The following is a 13,132-nucleotide window of genomic DNA, read 5'->3' as shown; positions in this document are numbered from 1 at the left end:
TTTCACGCCCACTGCACCACGTCTTGCAGGCGCTGGCGCGTCTTGGGCTGCGGGGCGTTCAGGCGGTAGCCAAAGGCGGCCATCACGCTCAGCTTGAACTGGGCCGGGTCATACAGGCCTCGCCCGGCCAGTGCGCTGTTCATGGCCTCCAGCGGAAAGCCTTCGATGGCGGTGGAATCCACGCCAATCATGGCCGCCGCCGTGAGCATGTTGCCCAGGGCGATGTAGGTTTGCTTGCAGGCCCAGTCGTAAAAAGCGCGCGGGTGGCCGGCCAGCTCAAAGTCTTTCTCGCTGAAATTGCGGAAAAAGCGCAGACGCATCTGCACCACCTCTTCTGGCAAATGCTGCACTTCGCGCATGAAGCGCGGCAAATAGTCGCCATCGGGCGAGAGCATGGCGGGCTGGCGCGCGAGGATGACGACAAAGTGGCTGCACTCCATGACCTTTTCGCGCGCGCCCCAGGCCATGTCGCGGATGAGCGCGCGCGTTTGCGGCTCTTGCACGACCACAAAGCGCCAAGGCTCCAGGCCAAAGGAGCTGGGCGACAGCCGCCCCGTTTCCAGAATGAAGCGGAAATCGTCGTCGCTGATCTTGCGGGCCGGGTCATACGCCTTGCAGGCATGGCGAAACTGGTAGGCATCCAGAATGGCTTGCTTGTCCAGCATGGGAGGCTCCTTTCAAAAGAAGAGTGGCAGGGAAAAGCGGCATTATGCGGCTGGCTGGCCGCCATCAGCGCCCATGAACGCTCCTGCCGGCGCCGCCCTGCCCGGGCCTTGTTCGGAATCACGCCTGCCGTCGCGGCAGCGCTGGCCGGGCGGCTTGAGAACTTGCTCCTGGCCCCACCTCAAAAAAGCGGACAGGCAAGTTAATTTTCGCTACTTTATCAATAGCGTGATGTCCTAGTGGAGATTGCGCAAGGCGGCATTTATGGCCCCCTGAATTCGCTCCTGTTTCTGATGCTCTCTGGCGGGCGGTATCCGTTCAAATCGCCCGCAAGCCCGCCCGGAGCCGCGCTTTTGCGCCCACGGGCAAGCGCTGAACAGGCTCACAAGCCCAACAATCGGCCCTTCACGCCAATCAGCTTGGCTTGTTCAACGAAAGGAGCTTTCCCTTGTCTCAGTGGTACTTCATCCAGCCCGGCCAAAGCGAGCGCCTGGGGCCGTTTGACGCCGACCAGGCCTTCGCTTATGTGCGCCAGCACCCGGCCGCCCTGTGCTGGCGGCAGGGCCTCTCGGGCTGGCAGCCCGCCCGCGCCATGCCCGAATTCGCCGAAGCCTTTGAAAGCGGCCCGCCGCAAGACATGCCGCCCATTCCGCTGCCCGAGCAGCTGGCGCGCATGCAAAGCGACGACATCGACTACCGCATCGTGGGCAACGACATGCCCTTCGTGGAAGTGGAGCTGGACCCCGGCGAAAGCGCCGTGGCCGAAGCCGGAGCCATGATGTACAAGGACGCCGCCATTGAAATGGGCACCGTCTTCGGCGACGGCTCCCGGCAGGAAGGCGGCCTGATGAACAAGCTGCTGTCCGCCGGGCGGCGCATCGTCACGGGCGAGAGCCTGTTCACCACCGTCTTCACCCACCAGGGGCGCGGCAAGGCGCGCGTGGCCTTTGCCGCCCCCTACCCCGGCACCGTGCTGCCGCTGCGGCTGGCCGAGCACGGCGGCTGCATCATCTGCCAGAAAGACAGCTTTCTGGCGGGCGCGCGCGGCGTGCGGCTGGGCGTGTTTTTGCAAAAACGCATTCTCACGGGCCTGTTCGGCGGCGAAGGCTTCATCATGCAAAAGATTGAAGGCGACGGCTGGGTCTTCGTGCACGCGGGCGGCACGCTGGTCGAGCGCGATCTGGCCGCAGGCGAGCGCATTGACGTGGACACCGGCTGCGTCGTCGCCTTCCACCCCGGCGTGAGCATGGACGTGCGCGCCGCCGGTGGCATCAAGAGCATGCTGTTCGCTGGCGAAGGCATGTTTCTGGCAACGCTGACCGGCCCCGGCAAAGTCTGGCTGCAATCGCTGCCCTTCTCGCGCATGGCGGGCCGCATGCTGGCCGCCGCCCCGCAGACGGGCGGCAAGGACGTGGGCGAAGGCTCCGTGCTCGGCGGCCTGGGCCGCCTGCTGGATGGCGACAACAGGTTCTGAAAATCTCAGGACTCCCGCCGCGCGGAAAGCCGCTTTCCCAAGCCGTTGCCGCAGCCCTGGCGCAAAGCGGGCCAAGGCTGCGGCGCCATTTCGCTCCTCTATTCATAGCATGATGTCCTAGTGGGAAGAGCGCAGGACGGCATTTTCAACCCCTCATATTTGCTTCTGTTTTTGATGTTCTCCGGCGGTCGGGCAGGCTGGCCTGCCCGACCGCCGGAAGCAAGGGGCGCGGCGCAGGGCGCTAATGCGCCGTGGCGCCCGCCGCGCCCAGGCCGGTTTCGGAGCGCACCTGCTGCGCCTCGAAGGCCTGGTGCTCTTCACGCGCGCGGGCGCTGCCGTCCAGCACTGAAAACAGCCAGACGCCGATAAAGCCCAGGCTCATGCTGAACAGCGCGGGCGACGAGTAGGGAAACAGCGCCGAGCCGGGCGGGTTGCCCAGCACGTTCTCCCACACCGAGGGCGAGACGACGGTGAGAGCCACCGACGAAATCAGGCCCAGAAAGCCCCCGGCCACTGCGCCGCGCGTGGTGCAGCCGCGCCATATCACCGACAGCAGCAGCACCGGAAAGTTGGCCGAAGCGGCAATGGCAAAGGCCAGCGCCACCATGAAGGCCACGTTCTGCCCTTCAAACGAAATGCCCAGCAGCACGGCAATCACGCCCAGCACGCCCGTAGTGATGCGCGTGACGCGCAGCTCGTCTGCCACGCGGGCTTTGCCGCCCTTGAACACCGTGGCGTACAAGTCATGCGACACCGCCGTGGCGCCCGAAAGCGTCAGCCCCGCCACCACGGCCAAAATGGTGGCAAAAGCCACGGCTGAAATAAAGCCGTAGAACATATTGCCGCCCACGCTTTTGGCCACCAGCACCGCCGCCATGTTGGATGCGCCCGCGCCGCCGTGAATCATGCCGGTTTCGGTATTGGCCATTTCGGGATTGGTCAAAACCAGGGTAATGGCGCCAAAGCCGATGATGAAAATCAGAATGAAGAAATAAGCCACCCAGGTCGTGGCCCAGAGCACGCTTTTGCGCGCCTCTTTGGCATTGGGCACGGTGAAAAAGCGCATCAAAACATGCGGCAGCCCCATCGTGCCAAACATGAGCGCCATGCCGAAACTGATGGCCGATACGGGGTCTTTAATGAATCCGCCCGGCCCCATAATGGCCAGCCCGGCTTTTTGCGCCGATTCGGGCGTGGCGCCCGGCAATCGCGAGGCAATATCCGTGCGCACGCGCACAGCATCGGCAAAAAGCGCTTCGGGGTTGAAACCGTATTTCAGCATGATCATGAAGGCCATGAAACTCACGCCCGTCAGCAGCATGACGGCCTTGATGATTTGCACCCAGGTGGTCGCCGTCATGCCGCCGAAAAACACATAAACCATCATCAGCGTGCCCACCAGCACCACGGCAATCCAGTAATCCAGCCCGAAAAGCAGTTTGATGAGCTGGCCCGCGCCCACCATTTGCGCAATCAGATAAAACGCCACCACCACCAGCGTGCTGCTGGCGGCAAAGGCGCGGAAAGGCCCCTGCCTGAAGCGGTAGCCCGCCACATCGGCAAACGTGAAGCGCCCCAGATTGCGCAGCCGCTCGGCCAGCAAAAAAGTCATGATGGGCCAGCCCACCAGAAAGCCGGTGGAATAAATCAGCCCGTCATAGCCCGAACTCATCACGGCAGCCGAAACGCCCAGAAAGGCGGCGGCGGACATGTAATCGCCCGCAATGGCCAGCCCGTTTTGAAAGCCAGTGATGCCGCCGCCTGCGGTGTAGAAGTCAGACGCCGAGCGCGTGCGCTTGGCCGCCCATTTGGTGATGCCCAGCGTGGCCAGCACAAACACCATGAACATGATGATGGCCGTCCAGTTGGTGGCCTGCTTGGCCGTCTCGCCCACATCGCCAGCCGCATGCGCCGCGCCTGCGGCAAGAAAAGCCAGCGAAAAAGCCAGCGCGGCAAAAACAAAATGAATAATGGAACGGGTGAAAAACCGGTTTTTCATTTTGCGCCCTCCTCCTGGCTTTCACGAATGATTTCCTGCGTGAGCCGGTCAAACTCGCCATTGGCGCGGCGCACGTACAGGCCGGTGATGGCGACGGAAAAAACAATCACGGCCAGACCCAGCGGAATGCCAATGCTCATGACGCCGCTGCCAATGGGGCGCGATAAAAATGGCTTGTCAAATGCAATCAGGCAGATATAGCCGTAAAAAACGATCAGCATCAGAATACTGAGCGTCCAGCCATAGCGGCTGCGCGTGCGCTTGAGCTTCTGATATTTGGGGCTGCGGCTGATGCGCGCGGTCATGGAATCATTCATCGCGTGTCTCCTGGTCTCATGGACGAAACGCGCGGGCGCTCTTGTGCATTCATCAGCCCGCGCCAAACCATTCTAGAAATCCGCAAGGCTGGCGGAATCCATGAAAACGCGGGGAAGGGAAAATACCGGGCGGGTAAACACGGGCGGGTTTATACGGAAAGAAGAGGCGCAAACGGCGCTCCGCCTGGTGAAAACCCTGAAAACTACGCGCGCTGCGGGCGCGCAGGGCGAATGCCATCGCCGCTCGCCCAAGGCCGGCCGCCAAAGCGGCCCTTCCTGGACGCCCTCCTAAAATTCGCCGTTTTTCCTTCGCAAGAACCGACCGCCCCCATGACCCAAGCCGATCACGCCAATGCCGCGCCCGCCCGCGAACAGCCGCAAGACGAAAACAAGCTTATTGCCGAGCGCCGTGAAAAGCTCAAGGCCCTGCGCGAGCGCCAGGCCGCTGGCGGCGCGGTGGCTTTTCCCAATGATTTCAAGCCGCAGGACCGCGCAGCAGCCTTGCAGGCCGCGCACGGCGGCAAAACGGGCGATGAGCTGCAAGCGGGCGAAAAAATCAGCGCCAGCATCGCCGGCCGCCTGATGCTCAAGCGCGTGATGGGCAAAGCCAGTTTCGCCACCGTGCAAGACGCCACGGGCCGCATTCAGATTTATGTGACGCGCGAAGACGTGGGCGAAGAAGCCTATGCCGACTTCAAGCGCTGGGATTTGGGCGACATCATCGCCGCCGAAGGCTATGTTTTCAAAACCCAGAAAGGCGAGCTTTCCATTCACGCCACGCGCCTGCGCCTGCTCACCAAAAGCCTGCGCCCGCTGCCCGACAAATTCCACGGCATGCAGGACCAGGAGCTGAAATACCGCCAGCGCTACGTCGATCTCATCATGGACGAAAGCGCCCGCCAGCGCTTTGCCCTGCGCAGCCGCGCGCTGGGCGTGCTGCGCGAATTCATGGTCAATGAAGGCTTCATGGAAGTGGAAACGCCCATGCTGCACCCCATTCCGGGCGGCGCCAACGCCAAGCCCTTCGTCACCCACCACAACGCGCTGGAGCAAGACATGTTTCTGCGCATCGCGCCCGAGCTGTATCTCAAGCGCCTGATCGTCGGCGGCTTCGAGCGCGTGTTTGAAATCAACCGGAGCTTTCGCAACGAAGGCGTCAGCGTGCGGCACAACCCCGAATTCACCATGATGGAGTCTTACGCCGCCTACTGGAACTATCTGGACCAGATGGACTGCGCCGAGCGCCTGTTCCGCACCCTCGCGCAGCGGCTGCTGGGCACGCTGCAACTGACTTACCAGGGCCGCAGCGTGGACTTGAGCCAGCCCTTTGCCCGCATGACCATCCGCGAAGCGCTGCACGCGCACACCGACATTGGCGCGCACGTGGATGACGCCGCCGCGCTCATCTCGCGCCTGAAAAAGCTGGGCCTGAGCGAAGAAAAAGACCAGCTTTCCCGGCGCAGCCTGCCCGCGCTGCAAGTGATGTACTTTGAAGAAGCCGTGGAGTCCGAGCTGTGGCAGCCCACCTTCATCATGGAGCACCCCACCGAAATCAGCCCCCTGGCCCGCGCCAACGACGCGCGCCCCGAAGTGACCGAGCGCTTCGAGCTGTACATCACCGGCCGCGAAATGGCCAATGGCTTCAGCGAACTCAACGACGCCGAAGACCAGGCCGCACGCTTTCAGCAGCAAGCCAGCGCCAAAGACGCGGGCGACGACGAAGCCATGTATTACGACGCCGATTACGTGCGCGCCCTCGAATACGGCATGCCCCCCACGGGCGGCATTGGCGTGGGCATAGACCGCACCATGATGCTGCTGACCGACAGCCCCAGCATCCGCGACGTCATCCTCTTTCCCGCCCTGCGGCGCGAGGCGTGAGCGGCCGCGAGCCGTGTTGGAGCCGTGTTGTTCAGGGGCCGGGCTTGAGTCTGGCTTGAAGCGAGCCGTCAGGGCCTGTTTTCGCTTCTCTTTTCATAGCGCGAGATCCTGACGAAATGGGCGCAAAGGCAGTTTTTCGTGGCTTGAATTTGCTCCTTTTTCATATGCCGCCTGCGGCCTCAGTTGGACGGGCCTGCCAAAGCCGCAAACCGGCATGCAGCGCCAGCGGCTATCAACCATCAGCGCCTGCCGCCCTCTGAAAAAAGCGCCGCAGGCATGGCGGCGGGCCAGGCGCAAAGACCTGATGCTCTTGAAATAAGAGCGAATTCAAGGAGACAAAAAAGCCTGAAGTCCTGATGGAATCTGCGCAGGCCGCTATTGTTTGAATAGCGAAAAGCAGCCATCCGGGCCGCCTGCCTGTTTTGCATGGCTGACCTTGGCGCACAGGCGCAAAAAAACCGCCTCAAGGCGGTTTTTTGCTTTTGCCGGCAGCGCACCCGTTTCAAACGGCAGGCGGAGGCTTGATGCGCCCGCCCGGGCTGTGTTGGGAAAGAAAAGCTCAGGCTGCTGCGGCTTGGGACAGCGCCTTGACCTTGGCAGACAGGCGGCTCTTGTCGCGAGCGGCCTTGTTCTTGTGGAAGATGCCCTTGTCGGCCACGGTGTCCACCACCGATTGCATGAGGGCGAAGGCGGCTTTGGCCTTGTCCAGATCGCCTGCGGCCACGGCCTTGTCCACGTTTTTCACGGCGGTGCGGTACTTGGAGCGCAGCGAGGTGTTGGCGGCGTTGATTTTGGTGTTCTGGCGCACGCGCTTGCGGCCGGAGGCCAGGCGCGGGTTCTTCTTTTTGGGTTTGGCTGATGCCATGTGTATGTTCCTTGAAGGTTTGTGGATGTTGCTGGCAAAGCGGCGGATTATAGGTTGATGCGTCTGAACACGAAGCCAGGCAGGCAGCGCACGATGAGCATGATGAGCGCCCATTTGCCCGGCGCGTAAACCACCGCCCTGCCCCGGTCGATGCCGCGCACGATGCAGCGGGCCACTTCTTCAGGCGCGGCCATTGAGGCGCGGCCAGTGCCGGTTTTCAGGTGCGCCGTCATGGGCGTGTCGGTGGGGCCGGGCTTGATGAGCACGGCGCGCACAGGGCTTTTTTGCAGCGCCAGGCGGTGTTGCAGGCCCTGCATGTAGCGGGCAACCAGGCCCTTGGCCGCGCCATAGACGTAGTTGGATTTGCGCCCGCGATCGCCCGCCACGGAGCCGATGACGGCGACGGCGCCGCGCCCGGCCTGCTGCATGGCGTTGGCCAGCGCTTCGGCGTAGAGCGCGGGGGCCACGCCGTTGATCCATTGCGCGTCGGCATTGACTTGCAGGTTTTGCTCGCAGGCGTCCTGGTCGGGCAGCAGGCCGAAGGCCACGAGCGCCACATCAGGCGGCGCAGGCGTTTGCAGGCTGGCCACGCATTGGGCGATGGCGGCGGCGCTGGTGAGATCGGCCTGGGCGTGCGTGGCAATTTCGGACGCCGGGCTGCGCGCTTTCAGGTCGGCGGCGATGCGGCGCAGTTTTTCTTCGTCGCGGCCTATCAGGGTCAGCGTGAGGGGTTCGCGCTCAACCCACAGGCGCGCGCAGTGTTCGGCGATGGCGGAGGTGGCGCCGATGATGGCGATGTGTTTGCGGCTCATGAGGATGCGTTTTCAAAAAAATGTCCCGGGCGCTTATTGAGTGCTCGTCAGGCGCCCATCAGGCGGCGCGAGAGGGCCGAGCTGATGCCCGGATCGCGGTAGGGCAGAAATTCCTGCAACCGGGGGTAGGCGGCCTCGAAATATTTGCGCGGCCAGCGCGCGTCTTTGGCCAGGTAGATGCGGCCGCCCGCTTCATGAACGATGGCGTCCAGCCGCTCGAAAAGCGCCAGCGTGGACGCCCCCCGGTTGGGAAAGTCCAGCGCCAGCGTGATGCCGGGCATGGCAAAGCCCAGCATGCCTGCCGAGGGCGTGTCGCCCATCGTCTTGAGCACGGCCAGAAACGAGCCTTGGCCCGATGCGCCTATGGCGTCCAGCATGGCCTGCACCGCTTCGGCCCCGCCCGCGTGCGGCACGACGCACTGGTATTGGTAAAAGCCGCGCGGGCCGTAGAAGCGGTTCCAGTCCTGAATGTGATCAAGCGGGTAGAGAAACGGCTCGTAATAGGCCAGCCCCCGGCCCGCCTTCAGCCGGTGGGCGTGGTAGTAGGCCAGGTTGAACAGGCGCAGCGACAAGGGGTTGATGAGCGAAAACGGCGGCGTCAGCGGCATGCGCCAGCGCCGCTGGCGCGCAGCGGGCCGCCGCACGGATTCTTTCACCAGGTTGCCGCGCATGAAGATGCCCCGCGTGCCGCCGCGATGGCGCAGGCAGTCGATCCACGAGACGGTGTGCGCCCAGCCTTGCTGCCCGGTTTCGGCATTGATCGCCAGAAATTCCGCTAGGCTGCCAAAGGGCTGCACGTCCACCTCAAACCAGGGGCTTTGAATGCGTTCGAGCTGCAACTGCGCCTGCGTGATCACGCCCGTCAGCCCCAGGCCGCCTACCGTGGCGGCAAACCAGTCTGCCTGTCCGCCTTGGGGCGCGGCGTCAATCACCTGCCCGTCGGTGCGCGCCAGGCGCAGGCTGCGCACGTGCTGGCCGAAGCTGCCCGTGCTGTGGTGGCTTTTGCCGTGCACGTCGTTGGCGATGGCCCCGCCCACCGTCACCATTTGCGTGCCGGGCGAAACAGGCAGCATCCAGCCGCGCCGGATGGCCAGGCGCTGCACGTCGCGCAGCAGCGCGCCGGCTTCACAGGTGAGCACGCCTTCGTTTTCGTCAAAGCGGATGAAGCGGTCCAGCCCGCGCGTGGCCCACAGCGTGCCGCCGGGGTTCAGCGCCACATCGCCATAGCTGCGCCCCGCGCCATATGCAATGCCAGGCCGGCCCGCTTGCAGCTGCGCCAGCAGCGCCGGGCCATCGGCCTGCGTGAGCGCCTGCCAGTCGTGCGCATCGCGCGTCAGACGGCCCCAGCTTTCAACGGGCATTTTCGGCATGGCGTTTCCTTTTCATTTTGAAAAAAAGCGGGCGGTTTTCACGCCGGCTGCCGCACAAAAACGAATTTTTTATCCAGGTGATATTTGGCGGCATAACCGATTCCCAGGCCCATCACGCCGCCCAGATAACGCATGAAATCATCCCTGAACAGAATTTCAAAGAGCCATTCCGCGCCCCAGAAAACCAGTGTTGTCAAAATGCCCATCAGGGAATAAAGCATGAACAGGCGGCTGTCATGCGCGGCATTTTCCGGCTTGAAGCAGAAGATGTAGCGCTTGTCCAGCGCATATTTCATGGCCAGCCCGGTCAGCGTGCCCGCCATGATGGAAGCCGCTACGGTATCCAGCGGCCGGGGCGCGAATCGCAGCCATAGCGCCTGGGAGGCGATATTGACTGCCGTCGCCGCCACGGCGAACAAGGCATAAAGCAGTGCAATGCGCATGAAGTAAAGTGTGAAAAACCTTTTGTTTCCCTGAAAACCATCATGAATCGTAATGGCCCGGCTGCTTCCGCCGCGCGCTGCGCTGCCGGGCTGATCCGGCTGATGCGTCCCCGGCAGTGGATCAAGAACGGCTTCGTGCTGGCTCCGCTGCTGTTCACGGGGCAGTTCTGGCAGGCTGACCGCGCGGGTCAGGCGCTGCTGGCCGCGCTGCTGTTTTGCCTGGCGTCTTCGGCGGTTTACATCGTCAATGACTGGCGCGACGTGGAGCGCGACCGGCAGCATCCCGTCAAACGGCGCGAGCGCCCCCTGGCGTCGGGCGCCGTGACGCCGCGCATGGCGCTGGCGCTGCTGCTGGCGCTGGGCGCGCTGCTGGCTGCGGGCGCGTGGATGCAGCCGGGCGTCATGGCCGTCATCGGCATCTACCTGGCGCTGAACCTGGCCTACAGCTTCGGCCTCAAGCATCAGCCGGTGATCGACATCTTCATCGTCGCCAGCGGCTTCGTGCTGCGCGCGCTGGCGGGCGCGGTGGCGCTGGAGGTCAAGCTGTCTTCCTGGATGTTCGTCACCACGCTGTGCCTGGCCCTGTACATGGCGGCCATCAAACGCAGGCAGGAGCTGGCGCGCTCGGGCGACAAGGGGCGGCAGGTGCTGCAACGCTATTCGCTGCCGCTGATTGAGCGCTACGCCGAAATGTCCGCCACGGGCGCGCTGGTGTTCTACAGCCTCTACGTCATGTCGGCCCATCCGGAGCTGATCGTGAGCATTCCGCTGGTGCTTTTCGGACTGTTCCGCTACTGGTATGTGGTGGAGATGAAAAAAGGCGGCGAATCGCCCACGGACGTGCTGCTGTCCGACTGGCAGCTGATGGCTGCCGTGCTCGCCTGGCTGCTCTTGTGCGCATGGAGGCTGGCGGGGTCATGAAAACCTGGAGCTACCTGCTGGCCCCGTTTGCCGCCTGGCTGGCGGCGGGCTGCCTGAAATTCGCCATCAACAGCCTGCGCGCGGGCAAGCCGGCCTTCGGGCTGATTGGCTACGGCGGCATGCCCAGCAACCACAGCGCCATCGTCAGCAGCATGGCCGCGCTGACGGCCCTGCGCGAGGGGCTGGACAGCGCGGCCTTCGGCGTGGCGCTCACGCTGGCCTTCATCGTCATGCTCGACGCCGCCAGCCTGCGCCGCCAGGTGGGCCGCCACGCGCAGGCGCTGAACGAGCTGCGGCCTGAAGAAAAGGCCCGTCTGCGCGAGCGCATGGGGCACACGCCCTTTGAAATCGCAGGCGGCATCGCAGTAGGCTGCGCCGTGGCCTGGCTGCTGCGCTGACCAGCGCCCGGCTGCACCGCAGGCAGGCCCGCGACAATCGGCGCGGCAGCCTGGGCTTGGCATCTGCCGGTCCGGGCCACAGCGCAGCCCTCCGTCCATCACCGTCATCCGATTCCATGAAACGCCCAACCCGCGCGGCCGCAGCGCCGCAGCCCTGCTGGCGCCGCCTCTTGCAAACCGCATCAGAAAAAGGAGCAAATTCAGGCGCCTTGAAAAGGCCGTTCCCGCTTATTTCACGGGGAGATCATGCTATTGATCAAGGAGCGAAATACGCCCCCGCTTTTCTGCCTGCCCGCCCAGCATGAGCCTGTTCAAATCCGCCTCCACCGTTTCCCTGCTCACGCTGGCCTCGCGCGTCACGGGGCTGCTGCGCGACTGGCTCATGGCCTCGGCCTTTGGCGTCAGCGGCCTGACCGACGCCTTCAACGTGGCCTTTCGCATTCCCAATCTGCTGCGGCGGCTGTTTGGCGAAGGCGCGTTCAGCCAGGCTTTCGTGCCCGTGCTGGCCGCCAGCAAGGAGCGCGATGGCATCGAGGCCACGCGGCATCTGATTGACGCCGTGGCCACCGCGCTGGCCTGGGCGCTGGCGGCCACCTGCCTGGCGGGCATGCTGGCCGCGCCGCTGCTGGTGCTGCTGCTGGCCAGCGGTCTGGATGCAGCCAGTTTTGAAGCCGCTGCGCGCATGACGCGCTGGATGTTTCCCTACATCGGCTGCATGTCGCTGGTGGCCCTGTCGGCGGGCATTCTGAATACGTGGAAGCGCTTTGCCGTGCCCGCCGTCACGCCCGTGCTGCTGAACCTTTGCATGATTGCCGCCGCCTGGCTGGGCGCGCCGCTTTTCGCGCGGCTGGGGCTGGAGCCGATTTACGCCATGGCCGCCGGCGTCATGCTGGGCGGCGCATTGCAGCTGGCAGTGCAAGTGCCTGCGCTGCGCCGCCTGGGGCTGCTGCCGCGCATTGCCTTGAGCTGGCAGCGCCTGCGCGCCGCCTGGGCCGATGCAGGCGTGCGCCAGGTGCTCTCGCTCATGCTGCCCGCCTTGCTGGGCGTGGGCGTGGCGCAGCTTTCGCTGCTGATTAACACGCAAATTGCCTCGCACCTGGCCAAAGGCAGCGTCACCTGGGTGTGGTATGCCGACCGGCTGATGGAATTTCCCACCGCCTTGCTGGGCGTGGCGCTGGGCGTGGTGCTCACCCCGCAGCTCACGGCCGCGCGCGCCAGCGGCGACGAAGCGGCCTACTCGGCCATGCTGGACTGGGGCCTGCGCCTGGTGGTGCTGCTGGGCTTGCCGTGCGCGGCGGCGCTGCTGGTTTTTGGCACGCCGCTGATTGCCACGCTCTTTCACTACGGCCAGTTCAGTGCGGGCGACGTGCAGCGCGTGGCGCTGGCGCTGGCCGGCTACGGCGCGGGCCTGGTGGGCCTGGTGGCCGTGAAGGTGCTGGCCCCCGGCTACTACGCCAGCCTGGACATCCGCACGCCCGTGAAGATTGCCGTGGCCGTGCTGGCGCTCACCCAGTGCCTGAACCTGCTGCTGGTGCCGCACTTGCAGCATGCGGCGCTCACGCTTTCCATCGCCCTGGGCGCGCTGGTCAATGCCGCCTGGCTGCTGCGGGGCCTGCGCCGCCGTGGCAGCTACCGCCCGCAGCCCGGCTGGCGTTTGTTTGCCTTGCAGGTGCTGGCCGCCACGCTGCTGATGGCCGCCTTTTTGCTCTGGGGCAGCCGCCATTTCGACTGGATCGCCCTGCGCGCCGCGCCCTTGCAGCGCGTGGCCCTGCTGGCGGGACTGATGGCGGCGGCTGGCGGCATCTACTTTGGCGCACTCGCCGCAGGCGGCGTGCGCCTGCGGCAGCTGGCGCGGCGCTGAGAACGAACCCCAAGCCTGTCCGTGGCAGACGAATGGAGCCAATGGAGCGGGCCTTGCAGCCTGGCTCCATCCGCCATGCTGCATCAAAAACAAGAGCTAATTTGAAGGTTGAAAAACGGCCCTTGCGC

At 64.4% G+C, this 13,132-nt stretch carries 12 protein-coding genes; 5 read left to right on the top strand and 7 right to left on the bottom strand.

What is annotated here, in order from left to right:
• Window positions 1–2: 2 nt before the first annotated feature.
• The gene (locus ADJ79_RS08955) at window positions 3–665 is read right to left on the bottom strand and encodes an NAD(P)H-dependent oxidoreductase (protein ID WP_050715666.1); all 663 of its coding nucleotides are present in this window, start codon (window positions 663–665) and stop codon (window positions 3–5) included.
• 446 nt (window positions 666–1,111) lie between these two features.
• On the opposite strand from ADJ79_RS08955, the gene ADJ79_RS08950 reads away from it, so the two are divergent.
• Window positions 1,112–2,137, top strand: a complete 1,026-nt coding sequence (locus ADJ79_RS08950; protein WP_050715665.1) for a TIGR00266 family protein — start codon at window positions 1,112–1,114, stop codon at window positions 2,135–2,137.
• Between the two features lie 241 nt (window positions 2,138–2,378).
• On the opposite strand, the gene ADJ79_RS08945 is transcribed toward ADJ79_RS08950, so the two are convergent.
• Complete coding sequence (locus tag ADJ79_RS08945; protein WP_050715664.1) at window positions 2,379–4,136, bottom strand: cation acetate symporter; 1,758 nt, start codon at window positions 4,134–4,136, stop codon at window positions 2,379–2,381.
• Window positions 4,133–4,453, bottom strand: a complete 321-nt coding sequence (locus tag ADJ79_RS08940; RefSeq protein WP_050715663.1) for a DUF485 domain-containing protein — start codon at window positions 4,451–4,453, stop codon at window positions 4,133–4,135. Before ADJ79_RS08940 ends, ADJ79_RS08945 begins: the two co-directional genes overlap by 4 nt.
• 330 nt (window positions 4,454–4,783) lie before the next feature.
• Here ADJ79_RS08940 and lysS point away from each other — a divergent pair, with 330 nt between their 5' ends.
• A complete protein-coding gene (lysS, locus tag ADJ79_RS08935) occupies window positions 4,784–6,334 on the top strand; it encodes a lysine--tRNA ligase (RefSeq protein ID WP_050715662.1) in 1,551 nt (516 codons plus the stop codon).
• Between the two features lie 559 nt (window positions 6,335–6,893).
• Here lysS and rpsT read toward each other — a convergent pair.
• From rpsT to ADJ79_RS08915, 4 genes are read right to left on the bottom strand one after another with little or no spacing between them, the layout of a single operon-like run.
• The gene (rpsT, locus tag ADJ79_RS08930) at window positions 6,894–7,199 is read right to left on the bottom strand and encodes a 30S ribosomal protein S20 (protein WP_050715661.1); all 306 of its coding nucleotides are present in this window, start codon (window positions 7,197–7,199) and stop codon (window positions 6,894–6,896) included.
• A gap of 47 nt (window positions 7,200–7,246) precedes the next feature.
• Window positions 7,247–8,011: an SDR family NAD(P)-dependent oxidoreductase gene (locus ADJ79_RS08925; RefSeq protein WP_050715660.1), complete on the bottom strand. Its 765-nt coding sequence runs from the start codon at window positions 8,009–8,011 to the stop codon at window positions 7,247–7,249.
• A 47-nt stretch (window positions 8,012–8,058) separates the two neighbouring features.
• Window positions 8,059–9,381, bottom strand: coding sequence for an FAD-binding oxidoreductase (locus ADJ79_RS08920; protein WP_050715659.1), 1,323 nt, complete (start codon window positions 9,379–9,381; stop codon window positions 8,059–8,061).
• Between the two features lie 38 nt (window positions 9,382–9,419).
• Window positions 9,420–9,824 carry a GtrA family protein gene (locus ADJ79_RS08915; RefSeq protein WP_050715658.1) on the bottom strand — a complete coding sequence of 135 codons (405 nt, stop codon included), beginning with the start codon at window positions 9,822–9,824 and terminating at the stop codon, window positions 9,420–9,422.
• A gap of 42 nt (window positions 9,825–9,866) precedes the next feature.
• On the opposite strand from ADJ79_RS08915, the gene ADJ79_RS08910 reads away from it, so the two are divergent.
• From ADJ79_RS08910 to murJ, 3 genes are all read left to right on the top strand, one after another.
• Window positions 9,867–10,745, top strand: a complete 879-nt coding sequence (locus tag ADJ79_RS08910; RefSeq protein WP_050715657.1) for a decaprenyl-phosphate phosphoribosyltransferase — start codon at window positions 9,867–9,869, stop codon at window positions 10,743–10,745.
• The gene (locus ADJ79_RS08905) at window positions 10,742–11,143 is read left to right on the top strand and encodes a divergent PAP2 family protein (RefSeq protein ID WP_050715656.1); all 402 of its coding nucleotides are present in this window, start codon (window positions 10,742–10,744) and stop codon (window positions 11,141–11,143) included. The genes ADJ79_RS08910 and ADJ79_RS08905 overlap by 4 nt, the downstream gene beginning before the upstream one ends.
• A 301-nt stretch (window positions 11,144–11,444) precedes the next feature.
• Window positions 11,445–13,004: a murein biosynthesis integral membrane protein MurJ gene (gene murJ, locus ADJ79_RS08900; RefSeq protein ID WP_050715655.1), complete on the top strand. Its 1,560-nt coding sequence runs from the start codon at window positions 11,445–11,447 to the stop codon at window positions 13,002–13,004.
• Window positions 13,005–13,132: the final 128 nt, after the last annotated feature.

The organism is Ottowia sp. oral taxon 894 (assembly GCF_001262075.1).
Taxonomy (GTDB): domain Bacteria; phylum Pseudomonadota; class Gammaproteobacteria; order Burkholderiales; family Burkholderiaceae_C; genus Ottowia; species Ottowia massiliensis.
The sequence above is the reverse complement of the archived record's forward strand: the minus strand, read 5'-3'. Positions and strand labels throughout refer to the sequence as shown.